The organism is Actinophytocola sp. (assembly GCF_009379765.1).
Classification (GTDB): domain Bacteria; phylum Actinomycetota; class Actinomycetes; order Mycobacteriales; family Pseudonocardiaceae; genus Actinophytocola.
Genome location: NZ_WHTD01000047.1, coordinates 14,983 through 39,397, shown reverse-complemented (window position 1 = coordinate 39,397; position 24,415 = coordinate 14,983). Strand labels below are relative to the sequence as shown.

Sequence of the window (24,415 nt, the reverse complement as noted above, 5' to 3'; positions counted from 1 at the left end):
GACTCCCCGGCCAAGCCGGCCGGGGGGTCCGCAGTGGCCGAACAGGACGGGCTGGACGCGCGCACCTACGAGGTGCTCCGGACCCGGCTCGCCGCCCAGGCGGCCGAGCTCACGAAGCGGGCCGAGGCGCTCAACGCGCAGCGGCTCGAGGTGTTCGGGAGCACCGAGCTGCGGCTCGTCGGCGCCGAGCGGATCCGCACCGAGCACAACTGCGTGCCGCGCGACATCGTGTCCGTCCCGGACGGCGACGGCAACGGGGCCGGCGGCCTGATGCTGTTCGGCTACAACGTGTTCATCGGCCTCAAGCCGGAGACCACGGTCGACGACGTGTTCTCGCTGCACCGGTTCACCCGGGACGGCGACGCGTTCCGGTTCGAGGACGCGGGCCCCGACGAGCGTCCCGAGCTGCTGCGTGACGAGCGGTTCCGGCGTGACTTCACCGAGCTGCACCGCTACTACCGGGAGACCCGGCTGCTACAGCTGCGCCCGGTCGAGGGCAAGCTGCTGGCGGTCTTCCAGACCGGCCCGCGCACCGAGGACATCAAGGTGCTGCGCTGGGCGGTCGGTTCCGGGCCTGCCGGCGCCGGGGGCCGCGACGGCGGCACGATCTCCTACCTCGACAACGCGGGCGAGCGCGATCACGTCTTCCCGCCACCGCACGACTTCGAGTGGGTCGATACCACCCGCGAGCACCATGTCCTCGGCCGGTTCCCGCACATCTCGATCGAGCACCAGGTCTTCATCGAGACGCTGGGCGGCGACCTGACCGTCAAGATCGAGAACAACACCGAGGTCGGCGAGGGCATCTACCGCGAGCCGGTGGACGAGCCGCTGCAGAGCCTCGCCGACGCCGACGTGCGCTACGCGATGGTCGGCCCGCTGATCCTGCTGAAGATCCTGCCCTACAAGGAGACGACCTGGCGCCACCTGGTCTTCAACACCCGGACCAAGAGCGTCGTGCGGCTCGACGGCATCGGCCAGGCGTGCCAGCGGCTGCCCGAGGACCAGGGCCTGATCTTCCCCGGCGGGTACTACCTCGCCACCGGCGCGTCCCGCACCTTCGACACCGACACCGACGACCTCGAGTTCGAGCGGGTCATCCGCTCACCCAACGGCGAGGACGTGGTGTACGCGTTCCACGCCCGCCGGGAGGGGCGCACGCTGCTGCTGCCCTACAACGTGATCCGCAAGGAGGTCGCCACCCCGCTGCCGTGTCACGGGTACTCCCTGTTCGAGGACGGCACGCTGGTCGCGTTCCGGGCCACGTCCGAGGAACCGACCCGGGTGCACCCGATGCAGGTGTGGCAGACGCCGTACGTGTCGGACAGCTTCGCCGCGTCGCAACCGGTGGGCACCGGGCCGCTGGAGCGGGTGGGCAACGCGGACCTCGTACGCGGCATCTCCGACTGCCTGTCGGTCACCCGCATGATCGGCGAGATGGCGCCGTCGACGGCCATGTTCGAGGGCCTCATCGCCGCGTGCGCCAGGGCGTTCGACAACTACCACTGGCTCGGCGAGTCCGAGCTGGGTGACCTGCGCACCCCGGTCGCGGACGTGCGGGCCACCGCCGAGCGGGCGCTGGCCGAGTTCGAGAACGTCCAGTCGCTCACCGGCACCGCGGCCAAGGAGCTGGGTGCGGCGGGCGAGGCGATCGCGTCGCTGGTGCGCCGGGTTCGCGGCGAGGCGCCGAAGTCGGCCGACCAGTGGGTGGCCCAGCTCGCCGAGCTGCGCCGCGCGCAGGGCCGGCTGGTGACGCTGCGCGAGCTGCGGTACGTGGACACCGCCGAGATCGACGAGCTGGCCACGACGCTGGAGTCCGAGCTGGGCGCCGCGGCCAAGCGGGCGGTCGAGTTCCTGCGCGGCCCGGACGCGTTCGCCGGCTACCACCGGACGGTCGACGCGCTGGTCGCCGACGCCGACGCGATCAAGACGGTCGCCGAGGCCGGCCCGGTGGGCGAGCGGCTCGCCGAGCAGGCGGGCGGGCTGGAGATCGTCACCGAGGTCGTCGGGTCGCTCGACATCGCCGACGCCACCGTGCGCACCCAGATCCTGGAGCGGGTCGGCGAGGTGCTCGGCGGCGTCAACCGTGCCCGGGCCACGCTGGACGGCCGGCGCAAGGCGCTGCTGTCCACCGAGGGGCGGGCCGCGTTCGCCGCCGAGTTCGCGCTGCTGGGCCAGGCGATCACCGGTGCGCTCGCGGTGGCGGACACCCCGCAGCGCTGTGCCGAGCAGCTCGGCAGGCTGCTGCTGCGGCTGGAGAACCTGGAGTCGCGGTTCGCCGAGTTCGACGACTTCCTCGCCGAGCTCGGCGAGAAGCGCACCGACGTCTACGAGGCGTTCTCCTCGCGCAAGCAGTCGCTGGTCGACGAGCGGGCGCGGCGCGCGGACCGGCTGGTCGACTCCGCCGAGCGGGTCCTCACCAGCATCAACCGGCGGGTCGCCGCGCTGTCCTCATTGGACGAGATCAACACCTACTTCGCCTCCGACCCCATGGTCGCGAAGGTCCGCAGCGTCGCCGACGAGCTGCGCGCGCTCGAGGACTCGGTGCGCGCCGAGGAGCTGGCGGGGCGGATCAAGGCCGCGCGGCAGGAGGCCGGCCGGTCGCTGCGGGACCGCGCGGACCTGTTCGGCAGCGACGACAAAACTGGCGGCGAGACCCTCCGGCTGGGCCGGCACCGGTTCGCGGTCAACACTCAGGCCATCGACCTCACGCTGGTGCCCAAGGACGGCCGGATGTCGCTTGCGGTCACCGGCACCGACTTCCGGGAACCCGTGCGGGACAAGGACTTCGAGGCGACCAAGCCGTTCTGGGACCAGATCCTGGTGTCCGAGTCGGCCGAGGTCTACCGCGCGGAGTACCTCGCCACGAGCCTTCTCGCCGACGTGCCGCCCGACGCCTCGCACGAGCCCGCGGACCTGCTCGACCTGGTACGCGAGGCGGCGGAGTCCCGCTACGACGAGGGCTACGAGCGCGGCGTGCACGACCACGACGCCGCGGCGATCCTCTCGGTGCTGCTGCGCCTGCACGCGGGCGCCGGGTTGTTGCGCTACCCGCCGGACGCGCGGGCCGCGGCCCAGCTGTTCTGGAGCTTCGGCGCCGACGAGCCCACCCGCCGGCTCTGGTCGACCCGTGCCGGGTCGCTCGCCAGGGCACGCTCGGCGTTCGGGCCGGTGCCGGCGGTCGCCGAGCTGTGCGCCGAGCTGTCGGCGGCGATGAGCGGGTTCCACCGCGGCGCGGGTCTCGACGAGCCGCCGGCGCTGGCCGCCGAGTACTTGTTCGAGGAGCTGGCGTCGACGCCGCTCGGGTTCGTCACGAGTGCGGGCGCGCGCACGATGGTCGACAAGTTCCGGCGCGCGCTGGGCGTCCGCAAGGAGCTCGACGGCGACCTGCGCGCGCTCGGTGACGATCTCGCGGCCCGGCACCAGCTGGTGCGGGCGTGGCTGTCCGCGTTCCTTCCCACTGTGGACGGTCTCGCGACGGACGACCTACCCGAAGCCGTGGCGCTCGTGCTGTGCGAGCTGCCGCGGCACGACTCGTCGGCCACGCTGTCGGCCACGGTGGAGGGGCTGCTCGGGTCGCACCCGCGGGTGGTCGATCGCAAGCTCCCGCTGCGGCTCGACGAGGTGCTCACCCGGACCCGCGAGTTCCAGGTGTCCAAGGTGCCCGCGTACCGGGCCTACCAGCGGCTCCGCAACGAGCTGGTCACCCGCGAGCGCGAGCGGCTGCGGCTCGAGGAGTTCAAGCCGAAGGTCATGAGCGCGTTCGTGCGCAACCGGCTGCTCGACGAGGTGTACCTGCCGCTCATCGGCGACAACCTGGCCAAGCAGCTCGGCGCGGTCGGCGACGCCAAGCGCACCGACCAGATGGGTCTGCTGCTGCTCATCTCCCCGCCGGGCTACGGCAAGACGACGCTGATGGAGTACGTCGCGAACCGGCTCGGGCTGGTGTTCGTGAAGGTCAACGGGCCTGCGCTGGGCCACGAGGTCACCTCGCTCGACCCGGCCGACGCGCCCAACGCCACCGCGCGCCAGGAGATCGAGAAGATCTCGTTCGCGCTGGAGCTGGGCAACAACGCGCTGCTGTACCTGGACGACATCCAGCACACCAACCCGGAGCTGCTGCAGAAGTTCATCTCGCTGTGCGACGCGCAGCGCAGGATGGAGGGGGTCTGGCAGGGTCGGACCCGCACGTACGACATGCGTGGCAAGCGGTTCGCGGTGTGCATGGCCGGCAACCCGTACACCGAGCAGGGCAAGCGGTTCCGGATCCCGGACATGCTCGCCAACCGCGCGGACGTGTGGAACCTCGGCGACGTGCTGTCCGGCCGGGAAGTGCTGTTCGCGTTGAGCTATGTCGAGAACTCGCTGACGTCCAACGCCGTGCTGGCCCCACTGTCCACACGGGAGCGTGCGGACATCGAGCTGCTGGTGCGGCTTGCTCGGGGTGAGGAGTCGGTGCGCTCGGACCAGCTGTCGCACGCGTACTCGTCGGTCGAGCTGGACCAGGTGCTCTCGGTGCTGCGCAAGCTGTCGCGGGTGCAGCAGGTGGTGCTGGCCAACAACCAGGCCTACATCGCCTCGGCCGCACAGGCGGACGCGTCCCGCACCGAGCCGCCGTTCCAGCTGCAGGGCTCGTACCGGAACATGAACAAGCTGGCCGAGCGGATCGTCCCGGTGATGAACGACGCCGAGCTGGAGTCGGTGATCGACGACCACTACCTCGGCGAGGCGCAGACCCTCACCGCGGGAGCGGAGGCGAACCTGCTGAAGCTGGCCGAGCTGCGCGGCACCCTGACCCCGGAACAGGCAACCCGCTGGTCCGAGGTGAAGGCCGGCTACCTCCGGGAGAAGGCCCTCGGCGGCTCGGGCGACGACCCGATGTCCCGCGCGATCGGCGCGGTAGGCCTGCTGGCCGACCAGGTGGCCGCGGTCGAGTCAGCCATCCGGGGCAGCTGAGCCGTGCTGGCCGATCGGTTCGCCCACCCGAACCCGGTGACCAACATGGTCATGGGCCTGGCGCTGATGCTGCTGCTCGTGGGCCTGGTGGTGTTCGCCAAGCCGGTCGCCCGGCTGCTCGACCGAGTCAACCTCAAGGCCATGCAGGCGCAGGGCCTCGCTGATCCGGAGCCCGACCCCGAGCCGGGGCCGCCGGTGCTGTGGGTGGGCGACCGGAACGGGCCGAACGCGGCGGTCCTCGACCGGCTCGCCGTCCCGGCCGATGTCGTCGGCGACGTCGACGAGGCATTGGACCACTTCGCCGACGGCGGCTACACGGTTGTCGTGGCGGACCTGAGCCGGGCGGACCCCCGCGCGGACCGGCTGCTCACGTCGCTGCGCGAGCTGGACGCCGACACACCGCTCCTCCTCGCCGGCGCCTTGTCGCGGGACGCCATGCTCGACCGGTTCCGCGCCCTCGGCCTGCTCGCCTGACGACCGCTCACCAGGCGACCGGGAGGCGGTCGACGCCGTAGATGCCGCGGCCGGTGCGCAGCGGGACCTCCTCGGCCGGGATCGCCAGGCGAAGGTCGGGAAAACGGCGCAGCAGCGTGGTGCAGCCGAGGCGCAGCTCGATCCGGGCCAGCTGCTGGCCGAGGCACTGGTGCACGCCGTGCCCGAACGCCAGGTGCCCGCCGGTCGCGCGGGTGAGGTCCAGCTCGTCGGGGTCGGGGAAGCGGTCCCCGTCGCGGTTGGCCAGCGGCAGCGACACCAGCACGCTCTCCCCGGCGCTGATCGTCTCGCCGGCCACCTCGACGTCGGCGAGTGCCGCCCGGTTCACCTCGTACTGCACGATGCTCAGGTGCCGCAGCAGTTCCTCGACCGCACCGTCCACATCGTCCACATCGGACTCGCCGGCGCGCAGGGCGGCCAGCTGGTCGGGGTGGCGCAGCAGCGCGAACGTGCCGAGCGCGAGCATGTTCGCGCTCGTCTCGTGGCCGGCGAACAGCAGCACCATCGCGATCCCGGTCAGCTCGACGTCGTCCAGATCGCTCCCGGTGAGGCCGCTGAGCAGGTCGTCGGCCGGCTCAGCGCGCTTGTGCCGGACCAGCGCGTGCAGCATCTGGAACATCGCCTCGCCGGCGGCGGCCCGCTCGGCCTCGTCCTTCGTCGGGTCGACCATGTCCAGCGACTGCCGCTCGAACGCCTCGTGCCCGGCGTACGGCACGCCGAGCAGCGCGCAGATCACCTGCGACGCCACCGGCAGGGCGAACTGGGTCACGAGGTCGGCCGGTGGGCCGCCGCGCTCCATCGCGGTCAGCGTCGCCTCGACGGTCTCGGCGATCCTCGGCTCGAGCAGGCGCATCCGCCGCACGGTGAACCGGCCGGTCAGCGGCTTGCGACAGCGGGTGTGGTCCGGCGGGTCCATGAACAGGAACGCGCCCGGCGGCCCCGCGTCGGGTGCGTTCCGGCGGATCGCCGAGCCGGCCAGGTCGAGCCGGGCGGAGAACCGGGGGTCGGCGAGCACTTGGCGGGCCTCGGCGTACCCGGTCACCAGCCAGCCGAGCGAGCCGTCCGTGAAGCGCAGCCGGGACAGCGGCCGCTCGGCGCGTGCCCGCAGCTCCTCCGGCGGGTCGAACGGGCAGGTACGGGCGGTGCGTCGGTCATGGTTCCGCCCCCGCGAGCTCTACTGCGTACGAAATAAACAATGCCAGACGACGTCACGCGGCGCGACTCCCGGGCCCGAGGGATCAGCCGGCGGCCGCCCAGCCGCGCCAGACCTCGACCTCGATCAGGATCACCGGGCCGGCGGGAGGCCGGGCCCGGTACTGCGGGTACTTGGCCACGAGCCAGCCGATCGGCTCGTCGCGGTCGTCGCCGCGCAGGACCCGGGCAGTACCGTCCGCGCGCACCCACCACAGCCGCGTCCAGTCCTGGTCGTCGTAGTGGTCGACGAGGACGCTCACCCGGTCGTTGGACTCGATGTTGGCGAGCCGCCTGAGCTCGGTGGTGCGCTTCGGCTTGTGATCGACCGCGATCGCCGCCACGTCGCCGCGGACGGCGAAGGTCACCGGCACCAGGTGCGGGCGACCGCCGCCGTCCACCGTCGCGAGCCGGGCCACGCGCGCCGCCGCGCAGCGGGCGCGGGCCGCCGGCACGTCCAGGTCCACCCCGGCTAGACCTTGTCGAGTGCCTGCGCGAAGTCCTCCAGCAGGTCGTCGACGTGCTCGATGCCGCAGCTGAAGCGGATCAGGTCGTCGGTCACGCCTGCCTTCGCGCGGTCCTCCTGGCTCATGCCGGCGTGCGAGGTGAGGGATGGGCGGGTGACGAGCGACTCGACGCCACCGAGCGACGGCGCGACCGCCGGCAGCCGCAGCGCGTCCAGCAGTGTGTCGGCCGCCTCCACGCCGCCGGCCAGCCGGAAGCTCAGCATGCCGCCGAAGCCGGACAGCAGCTCGGCCGCGTGCGCGTGGTCCGGGTGGTCGGCCAGGCCCGGGTAGTTGACCGTCGCCACCTTGCCGCTGGCGGCGAGGAACTCGGCCAGCGCCTGGGCGTTCGCGTTCTGCGCCCGGACCCTGATGGCGAGTGTCTTCAGGCCCCTGGCCAGCAGGAACCCGGCCTGCGGGTCGAGGCTGGCGCCGTAGATGTTGAGCTCCTTGCGCACCTGGTCCACCAGTGCCGCCGAGCCCGCGACCGCGCCGGCCACCAGGTCGGAGTGGCCGTTGAGGTACTTGGTGGCGCTGTGGAACACGAGGTCGAAGCCTGCCGGGACGGGGCGGAAGTTGACCGGGCTCGCGAACGTGTTGTCCACGACGCTGACCAGGCCCTCGGCCCGGGCGAACGCCACGACCTCCCGCAGCGCGCCAACCCGCATCAGCGGGTTGGTGATGGTCTCGACGAGGAACGCCTTCGTGTTGGGCCGCTTGGCCGCGGCCCAGGTGTCCGGCTGGTGCGGGTCGACCATCGTGTAGCTCAGGCCCAGCGCCTCGGCGTGCCCGGTGAGGAAGTTGTGCGTGCCGCCGTAGAGGACGTCGCCGACGAGCAGGTGGTCGCCGGCGTGCAGCAGCGTGTGCAGGATCGTCGTGACCGCGGCCATGCCGGACGCCGTCGCGAGCGCGGCCTCGGCGCCCTCGAGCGCGGCGAGCTTGTCGTGCAGGTAGACCTGCGACGGGGTCGAGTTCAGCCGGTGGTACTTGATGTCGTGGTAGCTCTCACCGGGCTCGGACGTGTAGACCGTGCCCTGGTAGATGGGGAACACCACGGAGCCGTCGGGCCCCGGCACCCGCTCGCCCGCGTGGACGGCGAGGGTCTCGATCCGCGAGTCGTCGCTGGTGTGCACCTGGACCTCCTGTCGGATGGGCTCGTTCCCACAGTACGTCGACACCTCGCTGACGAGCACCTGACAGTGCTCCGGCACACGCGGTCGAGGGCGGCTCGACCTTTCCCCGGATCCGCCGCAGATCGACCTAGCCTCGGCGAAGGCGACAGCACGAATCCCGCGGGAACTCGGAAAGGAAACCGTCCCATGGCGACAGAATCCGCCGGCGCGCTCGGCCGCGAGGAACTGATCGAGGCGTACCGGGTGATGCGGACCATTCGCGCCTTCGAGGAGCGGGTCCACACGGAGTTCACCACCGGTGAGCTGCCCGGGGCGGTGCACCTCTACGCCGGTCAGGAGGCGGTGGCCGCCGGGGTCTGCGGGGCGCTGGCCGAGGGCGACTACATCGCCAGCACCCACCGCGGCCACGGCCACGCGATCGCCAAGGGCTGCGACATCAACGAGATGATGCGCGAGCTGTACGGCAAGGCGGGTGGCTCGTGCAACGGCAAGGGCGGCTCGATGCACATCGCCGACTTCGAGCGCGGCATGCTCGGCGCGAACGGGGTCGCCGCCGGTGGTGCGCCGCTGGCCTGCGGCTCGGCACTGTCGGCCAAGGTGTTGGACAAGACGCACGTGTCGGTCGCGTTCGTCGGTGACGGGGCGGCCAACCAGGGCTCGTTCGCCGAGAGCCTCAACCTCGCCACGGTCTGGCAGCTGCCGGTGGTGTTCGTGGTGGAGGACAACGGTTACGCGCAGGCCACCGGCACCCGCTACCACCTGCGCGGGCTGGACGTGGCCCGCCGGGCCGAGGCGTACGGCATGCCCGCGACCATTGTGGACGGTACGGACTACTTCGCGGTCCGCGCGGCCACCGAGGCCGCGGTCGAGCGGGCCCGCACCGGCGGCGGCCCGTCGCTCATCGAGTGCAAGGCCGGCCGGTTCTTCGGTCACATGGAGGGTTTCGACCAGCAGGGCTACCGGGGCGAGGGCGAGGTCGAGCGGCTGCGCGCCGACGCCGACTGCCTCGACAGGTTCGCGGCCGCGAGCGAGCTGCCCGCCGACGACCTCGCGGCCGTCGACGTGACGGTCGATGCGGCCGTCGAGGTGGCCGTCGCCGACGCGAAGGCCGCGCCCGCGCCCGACCTGGCCGAGCTGCTCACCGACGTCTACGTCACGTACTGAGAGACAGCCATGACCGCACTTGACGAATCGCGTATCTGCGAACCGCAACCCAAGGGGAACGGGACGCAAACCGGCCACAAGTACGTGCCGAACCGGACGAGGTGAACCAAGGTGACCACAAGTTTTAATTCCGGAGAGGCGGAACAGCCCCGCGTGCTGTCCTACCTGGAGGCACTGAACGAGGCGCTCGCGCAGGAGATGGCCGCGGACCCGTCGGTGGTCGTGTTCGGCGAGGACAACATCGGCGGGACCGGCTGCGACGGCACGCTCGGCCACGCCTGGGGCCCGACCCGCGGGCTGCACAACCAGTTCCCGGACAAGGTGTTCGACGCGCCGATCACCGAGGCGGCGTTCGTCGGCGCCGCGGTCGGCGCCGCCGCCACGGGCCTGCGCCCGGTGGCCGACCTGCTGTTCGTGGACTTCGCCGGGGTCTGCTTCGACCAGATCCTCAACCAGGCCGCGAAGCTGCGCTACATGGTCGGCGGCAAGGCCAAGGTGCCGCTGGTGCTGCGGGCCATGTGGGGCACGGGGATGCGCCGCGGCGCGCAGCACTCCCAGTCGCTCTACTCGCTGTTCGCGCACATCCCCGGGCTCAAGGTCGTCGCGCCGTCCAACCCGGTCGACGCCAAGGGCCTGCTCGCGGCGTCCATCCAGGACGACGACCCGGTGGTCTTCTTCGAGCACAAGATGCTCTACTTCGGCAGCCGCGGCGTGGTGCCGGAGCAGCGGTACACGATCCCGCTGGGCGAGGCGAAGGTCGTGCGCGAGGGTGGCGACGTCACGATCGTCGCGATAGGACGGATGGTCAACGAGGCGCTCGGGGCCGCCGAGCGGCTCGCCGCGGAGGGGGTCGAGGCCGAGGTCGTCGACCCGCGCACGCTCTCGCCGTTCGACTTCGACACGGTGTACGCGAGTGTCGAGAAGACCAGCCGGCTGGTCGTCGTCGACGAGTCGAGCCCGCGCTGCTCGATCGCCACCGACATCGCCGGCAACGTCGCCGAGCACCGGTTCGGCTCGCTGTCCGCGGCGGTCCGCACGGTCACCGGTCCGCACGCGCCGGTGCCGTTCAGCCCGGTGCTCGAGGACGCGTTCCCGCCCAACGCCGGCAAGATCGCGGACGCGGCGCGCGCCACCCTCCCGGCCTCCCTGTCGAAAGCGTCCTGACCGTCCACTAAGGAGACGAACAATGTCCGACCACCCGAACGTCCAGCTGATGGAGAAGGTGTACGCGTCCTTCGGGGCCGGCGACGTGGAGACCGCGGGCACCTACTGGCACGAGGACTCGGTGCACCACTACCCGGGCCGCAACCCGCTGTCGGGTGAGCACGTGGGCATCGAGGACTCCACCGCGTTCGCCAACAAGATGTGGGAGCTGACCAACGGAAACCTCCACATGGAGGTCACGGAGATCGGCGCGAGCGACAACCACGCGTTCGCCATCCTGCACACCCGCTACGAGCGCAAGGGCATCGTGCTGGAGATGCCGTTCATCAACGTGGCGCGCATCGTGGCCGGCAAGATCAAGGAGTTCTGGACCTACCCGAACGACGTGTACGCCGTCGACGAGTTCTGGAACGCGTGAGCCCATGAAGATCATCGCTGTTGGCGCCAGCGTCACCGGGCTCGCCGCCGCGGCGGCGCTGGCCGACGCGGGCCACGAGGTCGAGCTGGTCGAGCGCGAGGCCGCCGCCCCACCGTCCACACTGGACGAGGCGGCGGGCGGCTGGGTGCGGCCGACCGTGCCGCAGGCCGCGCACTCGCACGCGTTCGGCTCGCGGGGCACCAACCTGCTGCGCGACCGGCTGCCGGACGTGTACGAGGCGCTGGTGGCCGCGGGCGCGGGCAAGGTCAACCTGGCCGACTTCCCACCGCCGATGCTGGGCGACTTCGAGCGCACGCCCTCCGACGCCGAGCTGAACATGCTCACCAGCCGCCGCTCGGTGTTCGAGTGGGTGCTGCGGGACCGAGCGCTGGCCAGGCCGGGCGTGTCGGTCCGGTCCGGCGCGACGGTCCGCGGGGTCGTCGCCGGGGGTGGCCGGGTCACCGGCGTGCGCCTCGACGACGGCAGGGAGATCGCCGCCGACCTGGTGCTCGACGCGAGCGGCCGCAAGACCGCCGCCGCGCAGTGGCTCGGCGCCGCCGGCCTCCCGGTGCCCGAGCAGACCAGCGAGAGCTGCCGGATTACCTACTACACCCGCTACTACCGCCGGCTGACCCCGGCGCCGCCCGGCCCGCTCAACCGCGGGTTCGGCGCCGGCGGCCTGTGGGACAGCTACACCGCCGTGCTGTTCCTCGGCGACGGCGACACGTTCTCCATCTCCCTCGGCGTCCTGCCGGACGACAAGGAGATGAAGGCACTGCGCACCGAAGAAGCGTTCACCGCGGCGATCAGGGCCACCCCCCTGCTCGCCGGATGGGTCGCGCCCGGCAACTCCGAGCCGATCTCCCCGGTGTACGCGATGGGCGGGCTGGACAACAGCTCCCGCCTCGCCGACCCCGCCGGTGACCTGCCGGTCGGCTTCTACGGCCTTGGCGACTCGGTGTGCACGACCAACCCGGCCTACGGGCGGGGTGTCTCGCTGGCGCTGGCGCACATCTTCGAGCTGGTGGACACCCTCGCCGCGCACCCGACCGTGGACCGCGGTCAGGCGGCGAGGTTCGCCGGCGCCAGCAAGGCACTGCTCGCCCCGTGGCTCGGCGAGTCGATCGCCAACGACCGCGGCCGGGCGGGGCTGTGGGAGGCCACCGTCAAGGGTGGGCGGCCGCAGATGCCGCCGCCCGGGGTGGTCACGTTCGGCACGGTCGTCGCGGCGTCCACCAAGGACGTCGAGATCTGGCGCCGGGTTGCGCAGGTGATGATGTCGCTGGTGTCGCCCGCCGAGCTGTACGCCAACGACGAGATCAAGGAACGGGTCGGCACGGCGCTGGCCGGCGGTCCGCCGCCGATGCTGCCGGGCGCGGGCCGCGCGGACCTGGTCGCCGCGGTGCGCGCGGCTTCCGGTGGGGCAACCGAGCAGGCTGCCTGACCCGTCCATCCCCGTGACGCCGCCCCGACCGGGGTGGCGTCACGGGCGACCGACTCACAGGAGAAAGCCATGCGGCTGGCCGTGTTCGGCGCGACCGGTGGCACCGGGCGCAGCGTGGTCGAGCAGGCGCTCGATGTCGGCGACAAGGTGACCGTGCTGGCCCGCCGACCAGAGGCGCTGGGCGGGCCGGCGGCGCGGATCAACGTGGTGGCCGGGGACGTCCTGGACCCGGCGGCGGTGGGTCGTGCCGTCGAGGGCGCGGAGGTGGTGATCTCGGCGCTGGGCATCGGCATGCACCGGCACGCCACCACGGTCTACTCGCAGGGCACCGCCAACATCGTCGACGCGATGCGCACCGAGGGCGTCCGCCGGCTCGTGGTGGTGTCGACGTCGTCGCTGGAGATCCCGGCGCCGCGGCGGGTCGCCGAGTGGTTCATCGCGAGGTTCCTGCTGCACCGGATCCTCGCCAAGCCGTACGCGGACATGGCGCTGATGGAGGAGCGGGTGCGCGCGTCCGATGTGGACTGGACGTTGGTGCGCGCGGCCCGGCTGACGAAGGGCGCGGTCACCGGCGTGTACCGGTCCGCATCGGGTGAGAAGCTGCGCGGCTGCTGGTCGATCTCCCGCGCGGACGTGGCGCACTATCTCCTCACCCACGCCGCGGACGCGTCGACCTTCCGGCGGACGGTCGAGATCGCTTACTGAGCTTGCCGCGCGCCAGGAGGCGGGCCGAGCGGGCCGGACAGCTGGCAGCTCACGATCACCCAGCCGGCGCCCGGATCACTGTCCTGGCGGGTCAGCACGATCACGGCGCGGAACTCGCCGTTCGCCGGGTGGCCGTGGTAGCTGCCCTCCTGCTTCTGGGCGGCCAGCGCGACCGCGGTCGCGCCGTACCGCCGGACGCCGACGTCCCGCAGCTCGAACGCGGCCGGCACCAGCGCGCCGCTGCGGTAGCGGTCGAGCCACTGGTCCTTGGTGAGCACGAACCCGAGTGGGCCGACGCCGAGGAAGTCCGCGGCGAGCAGCCCGTCGAGGGCGTCGGTGTCTGCCTTGCGTTCCGCGGCGGCGAACCTCTCGAGTACCGCCAGGACATCCTGCTCGGTCATGACAGCCATTCAACCAGGGGAAACGGGCCGGCGGCAGCGTGCTCGACCCGACCGCGAGCGGGCGTTGATCCCAGCCGGCAGGGGATCGCCGACCGATGCTCCCGGGACATCACCCACCGCAGACTGGCCCTGTTCGTCGACTCTTGCCGAGGAGGACCCGTGGACGCACCGGAGCCGATCGCGATCGTGGGGATGGGCTGCCGGCTGCCCGGCGACGTCGACTCACCCGAGGCGTTCTGGAACTCCCTGGTGGACTCCTTCGACGCGATCGGCGAGGTGCCGCCGCGGCGGTGGGAGCACTACGAGGCCGGGCCGGAGAACGCCGCCGCGGTCCGCAAGCTCACCAGGCTCGGCGGCTTCGTGTCCAATGTGGACGCCTTCGACGCCGCGTTCTTCGGGGTGTCCCCCCGCGAGGCGACGCTGATGGACCCGCAGCAGCGCATGGCCCTCGAGGTGAGCTGGGAGGCGTTGGAGCACGCGGGGATCGTGCCCGGTGATCTCGCGGGCTCCGACGCGGGCGTGTTCATCGGCGTCAACACCGACGACCACGGTCGCAAGCTCCTGGAGGACCTGCCCCGCATCGAGGCGTGGACCGGCATCGGCTCCTCGATGTGCGCGGTGGCCAACCGGGTCTCCTACGTGCTCGACCTGCACGGTCCCAGCATGGTCGTCGACACCGCGTGCTCGTCCTCGCTGGTGGCGCTGCACCTCGCCTGCCAGAGCCTGCGCCTCGGCGAGACTCCGGTCGCCATCGCGGGCGGCGTGATGCTGATGGTGGCGCCCGGCCTCACGATGGTGATGGACACCGCGGGCGCGCTCGCCCCCGACGGCCGCTCCAAGTCCTTCGACGCCTCCGCCAACGGCTACGGCCGCGGCGAGGGCTGCGGCATGGTCGTGCTCAAGCGCCTGACCGACGCCCGCCGCGACGGCGACCGGGTGCTCGCGGTGATCCGCGGCAGCGCGGTCAACCAGGACGGCAGGACCAACGGGATCATGGCGCCCAGCGGCGAGGCGCAGACCCAGATGCTGCGGCTGGCCTGCGAGCGGGCCGGCGTCGCGCCCGAGTCGGTGGACTACGTGGAGGCACACGGCACCGGCACCCGGGCCGGCGACCCGATCGAGGCGGCCGCCATCGCCGCGGTCTACGGTTCCGGCCGCCCCGCCGACCGGCCCTGCCTCATCGGCTCGGTCAAGTCCAACATCGGCCACCTCGAGGCAGCGTCCGGCATCGCCGGCGTGATCAAGGCCGTGCTCGCCATCGAGCACGCGGCCATCCCGCCGAGCCTCAACTTCGACACGCCCAACCCGGACATCCCGTGGCACGAGTCGGGTCTGCGGGTGGTCACCGACCTCACCCCGTGGCCCAGCACCGCAGGCCCGCGCCGCGCGGGCGTGTCCGGCTACGGCTACGGCGGCACGATCGCGCACCTCGTGCTGGAGCAGGCTCCCCGCCCCGAGCAGCCGATCACCGCGCTGGACAAGGGCACCGCGCAGCGGGTGTACCCGCTGTCCGGCAACTCGCCGGAGGCCGTCCGCGAGTACGCGGCCCGCCTGGCCGACTGGCTCTCCGGCGACGGGCTGCGCGCCGCGGACGCGGAGCTGGCCGACGTCGCCTACACGCTGACCCGCCGGCGCGGCCACCTCGCGCACCGCACCGGGATCGTCGCCACCGGGCAGGCCGAGCTGATCGCCCGGCTGCGCCAGGTGGAGGTCGACGAGCCGGGTGACGGGATCACCGCGGGCCGGCCGCTGGACGGCGCGGCGAAGGGCGCGGTGTGGGTGTTCTCCGGGCACGGCTCGCAGTGGATCGGCATGGGCCGCGAGCTGCTCGCCACCGAGCCGGCGTTCGGCCGGGTGCTCGACGAGCTGGAGCCGATCTTCCAGGAGGAGGCCGGTGTCTCGCCGCGGAAGGCACTGCTCGACGGCGACCTGCGGGACACCGACCGCATCCAGATGATGATCTTCGCCATGCAGGTCGCGCTCGCCGAGGTCTGGTACGAGCGGGGCATCCGGCCGGCCGCGGTGATCGGTCACTCGGTCGGCGAGATCGCCGCCGCGGTCGTGGCCGGCGTGCTCGACATCGCCGACGGCGCCAGGCTGAGCTGCCGCCGCTCGATGCTGCTGCGCCGGGTCGCGGGCGACGGCGGCATGGCGATGGTGAACCTGCCGTTCGAGGAGGCGCGGCGGCGCCTGGCCGGGCACGAGGGTGTGTGCGCGGCGATCTCCGCGGCCCCCGGTTCGACGGTGGTCGCCGGCGACGCGGCCGTGCTCGACGTGGTGGTGAAGCAGTGGGACGCCGACCCGGAGCTGCTGGTGCAGCGGGTCAACTCCGACGTCGCGTTCCACAGCCACCACATGGACCCGCTGGTGGACGAGCTGGCCGCGGCCGCGCACGACCTGACGACGAACGGGCCCACGCTGCCGGTCTACTCGACGTCCCTGGAGGACCCGCGCGGTGCCGCGCCCCGCGACGGCGCCTACTGGGCGGGGAACCTACGCAACCCGGTCCGCTTCGCCGGCGCGGTGAGTGCCGCGCTGGCCGACGGGTACCGGGCGTTCGTCGAGGTCTCGCCGCACCCGGTGGTGGCGTACTCGATCAACGAGGTCCTTGCCGCGGAAGGGATCGACGGCGCGGTGGTCGCGCACACGCTGCGCCGCAACCGGCCGGAGCAGACCACGCTGCTGGACAACCTCGGCACCTTGCACTGCACCGGCGTGCCGGTGGACTGGTCCGCGGCGTTCCCCGGCGGGCGGCTCGTCCCGTTGCCGGTGACCGCGTGGCAGCACCGGGACTACCGGGTCGAGGTGCCCGCGCCGTCCAGTGTCCACACGCGACTGCACGACGAGGAGAGCCACACGCTGCTCGGCTCGCCGCTGACCGTCAACGGCACCTCGTCGGTGCGGTTGTGGCAGACCCGGCTCGACCACTCGAGCCGGCCCTACCCGGGCGACCACCCGGTGCAGGGCACCGAGATCATCCCGGCCGCGGTGCTGCTCAACACGTTCTTCGCCGCGTCCGGCGGGCACGTGCTCACCGACGTGTCGCTGCGCGTGCCGGTGTCCGTGGCAGCCGCGCGGGAGCTGCAGGTCGTCCAGATGGACGGCACCCTGCGGCTGAGCTCTCGGCTGCCGGACGAGGCTTCCGAGCAGGACTCCGGGTGGCTCACCCACACGACCGCGGTGGTGCCGGCGGTGGCCGACCTCGGCGGCGACCTCACGCTGAACCTCGAGGAGCTGCGCAGCCGGTGCACCGAGCGGCTCGACCCCGAGTACGTGGTCGACCGGCTCGCCTCGATCGGCGTCGCGGCCATGGGCTTCCCGTGGCGCATCAACCGGATCCGGCGCGGCGCCGGCGAGCTGTTCGTCCGCGTGGTGGCCGACCCCACCGGCAACCTGCCGAAGACCTGGGCGTCCATCGTGGACGCCGCGCTGTCCGCGGCCTCCGTGGTGTTCGCCGGCCCGGCCACGCTGCGCATGCCGGCGCACATCCGGCAGGTGAGCGTCGGGGGCCGGCCGCCCGCCGAGGCGGTGATCAGCGTGCGGGTGCAGCGCGGCTCGGCCGACACGGTCGACGTGCGCATCGCCTCGCCGGACGGCACCGTGGTCGCCACGCTCGGCGGGCTGCGCTACGGCGTGCTGGACGGCGACATCGGCGCCCCGGCGAGTCCGCGGCGGCTGGTGCACGAGGTCACCTGGCGGGAGCTGGAGCTGCCGAAGCGGACCCGCGAGCCGGACCAGGTGGTGTTCGTCGGCGACCGTGGGCTGGCCGCGGAGCTCGGCGAGTCCTTCGCGGAGGCGGGTGTGCCGTGCCACGCGGTGGCCGAACCGTCCGAGCTGGACAGTGCGCGGATCACGGCGTCGACCGCGGTCCTCGTCGTCCCCGAGCGGGCCGAGGAGACGTGGCCGAGGTCGCTCGCCGCGACCTGGCTGCTGACCAGGACCGTGCGGCTGCTGTCCACCTGGGAGCGTCAGCCCGCGGTGTGGTGCCTCACCCGCGGCGTCCGGGAGGCGCGCCGGCTCACCGGGGTGGGCGACGGTGCGCTCTGGGGCGTCGGCCGGGTGCTGGCCGGCGAGTACCCCGAGCTGTGGGGTGGCATCGTCGACCTCGACGCGGCCGACCCGCTCGGCTCGGTCGGCATGCTGCGCCGGGTGCTCGCCACGCGGCCCAAGGACGACGTGATCACCTTGCGCCAGGCCGCCATCGAGGTCGCGCGGCTGGTCCCGGTCGACGGCACCCCGCACCGGCCGTCGGTGTCCTGCCGGCCGGACGGCACCTACCTGGTCACCGGTGGCCTGGGCGTCCTGGGCCTGGAGGTGGCGCACTGGCTGGCCGGTCGGGGAGCGCGCAGGCTCGTGCTCGCCGGGCGCCGGGGCCTGCCGCCGCGGCCCACGTGGGACACGGTCACCGACCCCGCTCTCGTGGAGCGGATCGAGGCGGTCAAGGCACTCGAGGCCGCGGGCGTCACGGTCCGCACGGTCGCGCTGGACATCGCCGACCGGGCGGAGGCCGCCAGGGTGCTGTCCGCGAACGAGCTCGGCCTGCCGCCGATCCGCGGTGTCGTGCACGCGGCGGGCGTGCTGGACAACAAGATGGCGGTCGACGTCGACGCGGCGTCGCTCGAGACGGTCATGCGGCCCAAGGTGGCGGGTGCGCTCGTGCTGCACGAGCTGTTCCCGCCGGGGAGCCTGGACTTCCTCGCGCTGTTCTCCTCCGCGGGCCTGCTGCTGGGCCTGCCCGGGCAGACCAGCTATGCGGCCGGCAACGCGGTGCTCGACGCGCTGGCCACGCACCGGCGGGCCGGCGGGCGGACCGACACGATCAGCCTCGGCTGGACGTCCTGGCGCGGGCTCGGGATGTCGACCTCGTCGGCGGCGATCGACGCGGAGCTGTCGGCCCGCGGCACCGCGGACATCACCGCGGCGGAGGCGTTCCGGTCCTGGGAGTACGCCGCCCGGCACGACGTCGCGCACGTCGCGGTGCTGCGGACCATCCCGTTGCTGCCCGGGATGAGGCGGCCCGCGCTGCTGGGTGAGCTGACCAGCGAGGAGCCCGCGGCTCCCGCCGCGGGCGGGGCGCCGTGGGCGGACCTGCGCGACGGCGAGCTGCGCGAGTACCTGATCGCGGAGGTCTCCGGCGAGGTGGCGAGCGAGATCAAGCTCGCGGTCGACGAGCTGGACGTGCGCCGCCCGCTCATCGAGATGGGCCTCGACTCGGTGATGACGCAGATCATCCGCAACCGGCTGGAGCGGCGGTTCCGGGTGAGCCTGCCGGCCACGCTGCTGTGGAACCGGCCGACGGTCCAGGCCATCAGCGACTTCCTCGCCGAGTTGCTCGCGCCCGACCGGGGCGCCGGCACCGGTGACGACGAGCCGGAGACGCCGCTGCCGCCCGCGGTCGCGGCGTGACGGGAGGAACATGAAGCGGGACGGTGTGACGCCCTGGCCGGCGGAGCTGGCCGACCGGTACGTGCGGCAGGGCTACTGGCGGGGCAAGCCGCTCGGCCACTGGATGTGGACGTGGGCCGACCGGGACGGCAACCGGGTGGCGGTGGTGGACGGCGACGTGGTGGTCACCTACCGGGAGCTGGCCGAGTACGCCGACGCGCTGGCCGACCACCTGCTCGACCTGGGGCTGCACAACGGGGACAACATCCTCGTACAGCTGCCGAACGGCTGGGAGTTCCTCGCCCTCTTCCTGGCCTGCCAGCGGATCGGGGTGGCGCCGGTGCTCGCGCTGCTGGCGCACCGGGAGCACGAGCTGCGCTGCCTCGCGGAGCTGGCGGAGGTCAAGGCGATCGTCGTGCCCGACCGGTGGCAGCGGTTCGACCACCAGCGGATGGCCGCTGACCTCGCCGACTCGCTGCCGTCGGTGCGCTCGGTGATCGTGCTCGGCGAGGCCACGGAACCCACTACAGGGTCCACTGTGGACCTCCGGTCGCTGCTGGAGCGGTGGCAGGACCCGGCCCGGCTGCGCGCCCGGCTCGACGCGGGCGCGCCGGATCCCGGCGAGGTGGCGTTGTTCCTCCTCTCCGGTGGCACCACGGGCACGCCGAAGATCATCGCCAGGACACACGACGACTACGAGTACAACGCGCGGCAGAGCGGCGAGGTGTGCGGGTTCGGCCAGGACACGGTGTACCTCGTGACGTTGCCGATGGGACACAACTTCCCGCTCGGCTCGCCGGGCATCCTCGCCACGCTGACCCACGGCGGCCGGGTGGTGATGCTGCGCTCGCCGAAGCCGGAGGTGGCGTTCCCGCTGATCGAGCGGGAGCGGGCCACGGTGACGTCGCTGGTGCCGGCGATCGCGCAACGCTGGGTCGAGGCCGCGCTGTCCGGTGACCACGACCTGTCCTCCCTGCGGCTGGTGCAGGTCGGCGGCTCGGTGCTGGATCCCGCGTTCGCCGCTCGGATCGGCCCGTCGCTGGGCGCGACGTTGCAGCAGGTGTACGGGATGGCCGAGGGGCTGCTGAACTACACGAGGCCGGACGACCCGGCCGACGCGATCACCCGGACCCAGGGTCGCCCGATCTCCCCGGCGGACGAGATCCTGCTGGTCGACGAGGCCGGCGACCCGGTGCCTCCTGGCGGCACCGGCGAGCTGCTGACCCGAGGCCCGTACACCCCGCGCGGCTACTTCCGCGCGCCCGAGCACAACGCCAGGGCGTTCACCCCCGACGGCTGGTACCGCAGCGGCGACCTCGTGCGGTGGGACGAGAGCGGCAACCTGGTGGTCGAGGGCCGGGTGAAGGACCTGATCAACCGGGGCGGCGAGAAGATCTCCGCCCCGGAGGTCGAGGCGGTGGTGGACGCGCTGCCCGCGGTCCGCCGCTCGACCGCGATCGCCCTGCCCGACCCGGTGTACGGCGAGCTGGTGTGCGTGTGCGTGGTGCTCCACAATGGACAGAAGCTCACCCTGTCCGAGGTCCGCGCCCTGTTCGCGGACCAGGGCGTGGCGAAGTTCAAGCACCCGGAACGCCTGGAGATCGTGGCCGACTTCCCGTTGACCCCGGTGGGCAAGGTGGACAAGAAGGCCCTCCGCGCCACGATCCTCACCCGCGACGCTGGTTCGACCCAGGCCGCCTGACCCCTCGTGACCACTCGATGGGCCGGCGTCAGGTGAGGAGCGGGAGTGCGGCGGCCACGGTCTCGAGTGCGCGCCGTGGCCGCTCGTCGGCAGCGCGGAGGACCACATGCCGCACCCCGGCTCGCAGATACGGCGCGAGCCAGTCGCGCAGATCGGCCGGAGTGCCCCCGAAGGTGGCCTGTCGCGCGGACACGGCGTCGAAGGGTCGGCCGTACCACCGCTCGATGGTCGTTCGCAGCCGGTGACGAGCCGCGTCGGCCGACGGGTCGAGTGCCACGGTGACGTAGAGACCCGGTGTCGGTGGGCTCGCGCGGCCGGCGGCCTCGGCAGCGGTTTGCACGCGGGCCCAACCCTCCGCGTAGTTCGTCGCCGTCGGCGGGTAGGGCAGCCAGCCGTCGGCCAGCCGACCGACCCGCCGCTCGGCGACCTCGCCCGCGCCGGCGAGCCAGATCGGTGGACCGTTCGGGGTGTGCGGCGTCGGGGAGAGGGTGACGCCGTCGAACGTGATGTGCCGGCCGGCGTGGCTGACGGGCTTTCCTGGCGACGACCACAGGGAACGGAGCACGGTGATCGTCTCGGTCAGTCGCCCGACCCGGCCGCGGAACGGCACGCCGACCGCGGCGAACTGTCGTTCGGTCTCCGGTGCGCTGAAACCCGAACCGAGGCCGACGACCAGCCGCCCGGTCGCCAACCGGTCCACAGTGGCCAGACTGTGCGCCAGAAGTACGGGCTGCCGCAGCGCCCCGAGCAACATGCCGGTCGCCAAGGTGACTCGTCGGGTCGCCGCCGCCAAGGCGGCCAGGACGACCACCGGGTCGGGCAGACCGTAGACGAGTGGGCTGTCGGGCACCCAGACGGCGTCGAAGCCCACCTCCTCCGCGCGAACCCCCAGCTCCACCAACGACGTGAGTTGCCGGCCCGGCTCGTCGGCCGCCTCGAAGGTGGGCAGCAGATAGCCGAACGTGGGTCTGGACTCCGTCAGTCGTGCCCTCATCCGATGAACTGGTAGTCCGCGCGAATCCGACCGGTGGCGTCGAGGACGAGGACGTCCGTGCCGCCGCCCGCCACCGCACCGTCGCTCGTGGACACCATCTCCCAGGAGAGCTTGACCACGTCGTGCACGCGCGCGACGTCCTTGCGACGCCGGAAGGTGAACTCTCCGGGCGCCACGAACTCCTCGTACGCGAGCCTGACCCGTACCTCCAGCGCGTCATGCCCGCGGGCCTCGAAGACGGGGTCGAGCCCCAGGCCGGCCGCCGTCTCCACCACCTGCTCAGGCGGCTGAAGGAGGTGCGCACCGTCCTCGGCCCACAGCTCGCCGACCGCCGCGCGGCGCGCGTCCGGGTCCGGCTCGTTCCAGACCGCCACGTAGCGATCGGCCAACTCGGTGGGGTTGCGCAACGTTCCTCCTCGGTTCCGCGCGGGGTTCGCAGCTACCCGCGCCGGTCTCGAAGGTGCCCGCCGGCGGGCGGCTCGGCAACTCCCCCGAGGGAATAGCCGAGTGCTCGTCGATGCGCTACACAGGGCGTCGTGGCAAGTGAGCGGACGCGCAGCGGCTTTGCCGACGACCTGCGCGCGTGGCGTCGACGCCGAGGAGTCAGCCAGATCGAGCTCGCCCTGCGCGCCGGGACCACCCAACGACACCTCAGCTTCATCGAGAGCGGGCGTTCGGCGCCGGGCAGGGACATGGTCATCCGCCTGGCGGAGTCGCTGGAAGTCCCGCACCGCGAACGAAACGTCCTGCTGCTGTCCGCCGGCTACGCACCCGCCTACCAGGAGACCCGCTGGGACGATCACCAGCTGAACCCGATTCGCACCGCGCTGGAGCGGGTGCTCCACGGACACCAGCCGTATCCGGCGATCATCGTCGACCGGCACGGCGATCTCGTCTCCGCCAATGACGCCTTCCGCGTGATCACCCACGGCGTGGCCGCCCACCTGCTGGCACCGCCGACCAACATCCCGCGCCTGCTGCTGCACCCGAAGGGCATGGCGCCGCGAATCGTCAACCTCGACGAATGGGCCTGGCACGTGATCGAGGGACTGCACAGGCAGGCCGCGCGCAACCCGGACGTCCGGCTGGACACGCTGATCGACGACCTGACACAACTCGTGCCGGAACGACCACGGCACCCTGGGCCGGATCATCTCGGATTCGCCGTCCCGCTGCGGCTGCGCACACCTGTGGGCGAGCTGCATCTGCTGACCACCCTCAGCCACTTCGGCACCGCTGTCGACGTCACGGTCGCCGAGTTGCGCCTGGAGGCGTTCCTGCCCGTCGACGAGGCGACCGCCGCCCTGCTCAACCAACTCGCCGAGGCACCGTCCGGCTGACCCGTGGATACTCTGCCGGCATGGGAAACGGATCCGCAGACCATACGCGTTTGGCTCGAGACCTGGAGGCCGAGCTCGTCGAACATCCCGAGGATCGCGGCGAGATCCTCATCGAGGCCGCCGACGCCTGGCACCTTGCCGGCGAGCACGACCGTGCCGTCGAGCTGCTCACCGAGGCCGCGGCGCTCGGCGGCGAGGACGGCGGCCACGCCAGGGTGGCGCTGGCGGAGGTGCTGTTCGATCTCGACCGCGGCGCCGAGGCCGCCACCCAGCTCGACGCGTTGCGTGCCGACCCGCTACCGGATCCGGCACCGTACTACCTCGCCGGCGAGCTCATGGCCGAGCGCGGCGACTTCGAGCAGGCGCTGACCTGGTTCGAGCTGGCCGCCGGCCAGCTCACCGAGGACGACATCGCCGACATGGCGACCGAGTCCGAGGTGTTCTCCCCGGCCGCCGCGATCCTCGCCGGCCGGCTGAACGCCCGCCAGGAGCTCGGTCTGCCGGTGGACGAGCTGGACGAGTCGGTGCTCGCGCTCGACTCCGACTTCGACGGCTTCGGCGACCTGGACGCCCGCATCGCCGAGGGCGAGCCGCCGGCTGAGGTGCGGGTGCTGTTCTGGCCGCGGGCCGAGGTCGCGCCCGCGCACGCACGCTGGCCGGAGCTCGTCGAGAGTGCCGACGCAGATGCGGTCCTCCGCGAGCACGAGGTCGCCAACCAGGACATGTCCGTCGCCGGGGTCGCCCGGATCACCATGGTGCCCCTGACCACCGCGAAGCTCGCGGACTTCGCGGCTCGCACCGGTGGCGATCCGCTGTCCGACATCACCCGCCGCGCCTGCCTGGACGAGATCGTCGACGAGGGCGGCCTGATCGACTGGCCACCTGCCCGCAACGAGCCGTGCTGGTGCGGCTCGGCGGCGAAGTACAAGAAGTGCTGCGGCCGTCCCGACTCGGCCCAGGCTCCCCCACGCGAGTGACCCGCGGCGGCGATGTCCCTCGTGCCGGCCATCGCGAGGACAGCCCTCCCGCGTGACGACCGCAGCCGCCCGCCCCGCCCCAGTGCCAGCCATAGCCGCGTCACCCACGACGTAGCCGTGCCGACCCGTGGCGTAGCCGTGTCGTCGGGTGGCGTAGCTGTGTCGCCTTGCGGCGTGGCTGTGTCGCCTTGCGGCGTGGCTGTGTCGACCTGTGGCGTAGCTGTGTCGCCTTGTGGCGTGGCTGTGTCGTCGGGTGGCGTTGGCGCCAGGTGGTGGCGCCACGCCGGCACGACCAGGCTGGCTCGGCGACGCGAGGGGTCGGTTCGGCGACGCCTCGGGTCGACACGGCGACGCCTCGGGTCGACACGGCGACGCCTCGGGTCGACACGGCGACGCCTCGGGTCGACACGGCGACGCCTCGGGTCGACACGGCGACGTCACGGGTC

Annotated in this window: 17 protein-coding genes; 11 read left to right on the top strand and 6 right to left on the bottom strand. The window is 72.5% G+C overall.

Going from position 1 to position 24,415, the window contains the following annotated elements:
* Positions 1 to 33: 33 nt before the first annotated feature.
* Positions 34 to 4,956 (top strand): DNA repair ATPase, encoded by a 4,923-nt coding sequence (locus GEV28_RS16450; protein ID WP_291412949.1) that lies wholly within the window; start codon positions 34 to 36, stop codon positions 4,954 to 4,956.
* A gap of 3 nt (positions 4,957 to 4,959) precedes the next feature.
* Entirely contained in the window at positions 4,960 to 5,430 is a 471-nt protein-coding gene (locus GEV28_RS16445; protein WP_291412948.1) for a hypothetical protein, read from the top strand.
* Between the two features lie 7 nt (positions 5,431 to 5,437).
* Here the strand turns inward: GEV28_RS16445 and GEV28_RS16440 are convergent, their stop codons facing one another.
* The 3 genes from GEV28_RS16440 to GEV28_RS16430 form a co-directional block, all read right to left on the bottom strand.
* The gene (locus tag GEV28_RS16440) at positions 5,438 to 6,556 is read right to left on the bottom strand and encodes a cytochrome P450 (RefSeq protein WP_291412961.1); all 1,119 of its coding nucleotides are present in this window, start codon (positions 6,554 to 6,556) and stop codon (positions 5,438 to 5,440) included.
* A 130-nt stretch (positions 6,557 to 6,686) separates the two neighbouring features.
* A complete protein-coding gene (locus tag GEV28_RS16435) occupies positions 6,687 to 7,100 on the bottom strand; it encodes a TIGR03668 family PPOX class F420-dependent oxidoreductase (RefSeq protein WP_291412960.1) in 414 nt (137 codons plus the stop codon).
* 11 nt (positions 7,101 to 7,111) lie between these two features.
* Positions 7,112 to 8,275 (bottom strand): PLP-dependent aspartate aminotransferase family protein, encoded by a 1,164-nt coding sequence (locus tag GEV28_RS16430; RefSeq protein ID WP_291412947.1) that lies wholly within the window; start codon positions 8,273 to 8,275, stop codon positions 7,112 to 7,114.
* 186 nt (positions 8,276 to 8,461) lie between these two features.
* Here GEV28_RS16430 and GEV28_RS16425 point away from each other — a divergent pair, with 186 nt between their 5' ends.
* The 5 genes from GEV28_RS16425 to GEV28_RS16405 all read left to right on the top strand — a co-directional run bounded on the left by GEV28_RS16425 (position 8,462) and on the right by GEV28_RS16405 (position 13,170).
* Positions 8,462 to 9,439, top strand: coding sequence for a thiamine pyrophosphate-dependent dehydrogenase E1 component subunit alpha (locus GEV28_RS16425; RefSeq protein ID WP_291412946.1), 978 nt, complete (start codon positions 8,462 to 8,464; stop codon positions 9,437 to 9,439).
* Between the two features lie 111 nt (positions 9,440 to 9,550).
* Positions 9,551 to 10,603 (top strand): alpha-ketoacid dehydrogenase subunit beta, encoded by a 1,053-nt coding sequence (locus GEV28_RS16420; RefSeq protein WP_291412945.1) that lies wholly within the window; start codon positions 9,551 to 9,553, stop codon positions 10,601 to 10,603.
* A gap of 22 nt (positions 10,604 to 10,625) precedes the next feature.
* On the top strand, positions 10,626 to 11,021 hold the full coding sequence (locus tag GEV28_RS16415) for a nuclear transport factor 2 family protein (RefSeq protein WP_291412944.1): 396 nt from the start codon (positions 10,626 to 10,628) through the stop codon (positions 11,019 to 11,021).
* Positions 11,022 to 11,025: 4 nt separating this feature from the next.
* Positions 11,026 to 12,465 carry a tryptophan 7-halogenase gene (locus GEV28_RS16410; RefSeq protein ID WP_291412943.1) on the top strand — a complete coding sequence of 480 codons (1,440 nt, stop codon included), beginning with the start codon at positions 11,026 to 11,028 and terminating at the stop codon, positions 12,463 to 12,465.
* 69 nt (positions 12,466 to 12,534) lie between these two features.
* On the top strand, positions 12,535 to 13,170 hold the full coding sequence (locus GEV28_RS16405; RefSeq protein WP_291412942.1) for an NAD(P)-dependent oxidoreductase: 636 nt from the start codon (positions 12,535 to 12,537) through the stop codon (positions 13,168 to 13,170).
* Here GEV28_RS16405 and GEV28_RS16400 read toward each other — a convergent pair.
* Positions 13,164 to 13,571, bottom strand: coding sequence for a nuclear transport factor 2 family protein (locus GEV28_RS16400; protein WP_291412941.1), 408 nt, complete (start codon positions 13,569 to 13,571; stop codon positions 13,164 to 13,166). The two genes, GEV28_RS16405 and GEV28_RS16400, sit on opposite strands and share 7 nt — an antisense overlap.
* Before the next feature lie 159 nt (positions 13,572 to 13,730).
* Here GEV28_RS16400 and GEV28_RS16395 point away from each other — a divergent pair, with 159 nt between their 5' ends.
* Both GEV28_RS16395 and GEV28_RS16390 read left to right on the top strand, forming a co-directional pair.
* Complete coding sequence (locus tag GEV28_RS16395) at positions 13,731 to 18,977, top strand: type I polyketide synthase (RefSeq protein WP_291412940.1); 5,247 nt, start codon at positions 13,731 to 13,733, stop codon at positions 18,975 to 18,977.
* A gap of 10 nt (positions 18,978 to 18,987) precedes the next feature.
* On the top strand, positions 18,988 to 20,658 hold the full coding sequence (locus tag GEV28_RS16390; RefSeq protein WP_291412939.1) for a (2,3-dihydroxybenzoyl)adenylate synthase: 1,671 nt from the start codon (positions 18,988 to 18,990) through the stop codon (positions 20,656 to 20,658).
* 28 nt (positions 20,659 to 20,686) lie between these two features.
* On the opposite strand, the gene GEV28_RS16385 is transcribed toward GEV28_RS16390, so the two are convergent.
* Positions 20,687 to 21,652 (bottom strand): LLM class flavin-dependent oxidoreductase, encoded by a 966-nt coding sequence (locus tag GEV28_RS16385; RefSeq protein WP_291412938.1) that lies wholly within the window; start codon positions 21,650 to 21,652, stop codon positions 20,687 to 20,689.
* Complete coding sequence (locus GEV28_RS16380) at positions 21,649 to 22,059, bottom strand: hypothetical protein (protein WP_291412937.1); 411 nt, start codon at positions 22,057 to 22,059, stop codon at positions 21,649 to 21,651. Before GEV28_RS16380 ends, GEV28_RS16385 begins: the two co-directional genes overlap by 4 nt.
* Before the next feature lie 129 nt (positions 22,060 to 22,188).
* Between GEV28_RS16380 and GEV28_RS16375 the strand changes: the two genes are divergently transcribed.
* A complete protein-coding gene (locus GEV28_RS16375; RefSeq protein WP_291412936.1) occupies positions 22,189 to 22,992 on the top strand; it encodes a helix-turn-helix domain-containing protein in 804 nt (267 codons plus the stop codon).
* A gap of 50 nt (positions 22,993 to 23,042) precedes the next feature.
* Positions 23,043 to 23,969 carry an SEC-C metal-binding domain-containing protein gene (locus tag GEV28_RS16370; protein ID WP_291412935.1) on the top strand — a complete coding sequence of 309 codons (927 nt, stop codon included), beginning with the start codon at positions 23,043 to 23,045 and terminating at the stop codon, positions 23,967 to 23,969.
* Positions 23,970 to 24,415 lie beyond the last annotated feature (446 nt).

Excerpts from the sequence above, each read along its gene's own strand:
- GEV28_RS16425 (WP_291412946.1), top strand. The coding sequence starts at position 8,462 with ATGGCGACAGAATCCGCCGGCGCGCTCGGCCGCGAGGAACTGATCGAG.
- GEV28_RS16415 (WP_291412944.1), top strand. The coding sequence starts at position 10,626 with ATGTCCGACCACCCGAACGTCCAGCTGATGGAGAAGGTGTACGCGTCC.
- GEV28_RS16410 (WP_291412943.1), top strand. The coding sequence starts at position 11,026 with ATGAAGATCATCGCTGTTGGCGCCAGCGTCACCGGGCTCGCCGCCGCG.
- GEV28_RS16405 (WP_291412942.1), top strand. The coding sequence starts at position 12,535 with ATGCGGCTGGCCGTGTTCGGCGCGACCGGTGGCACCGGGCGCAGCGTG.
- GEV28_RS16400 (WP_291412941.1), bottom strand. The coding sequence starts at position 13,571 with ATGACCGAGCAGGATGTCCTGGCGGTACTCGAGAGGTTCGCCGCCGCG.
- GEV28_RS16390 (WP_291412939.1), top strand. The coding sequence starts at position 18,988 with ATGAAGCGGGACGGTGTGACGCCCTGGCCGGCGGAGCTGGCCGACCGG.
- GEV28_RS16385 (WP_291412938.1), bottom strand. The coding sequence starts at position 21,652 with ATGAGGGCACGACTGACGGAGTCCAGACCCACGTTCGGCTATCTGCTG.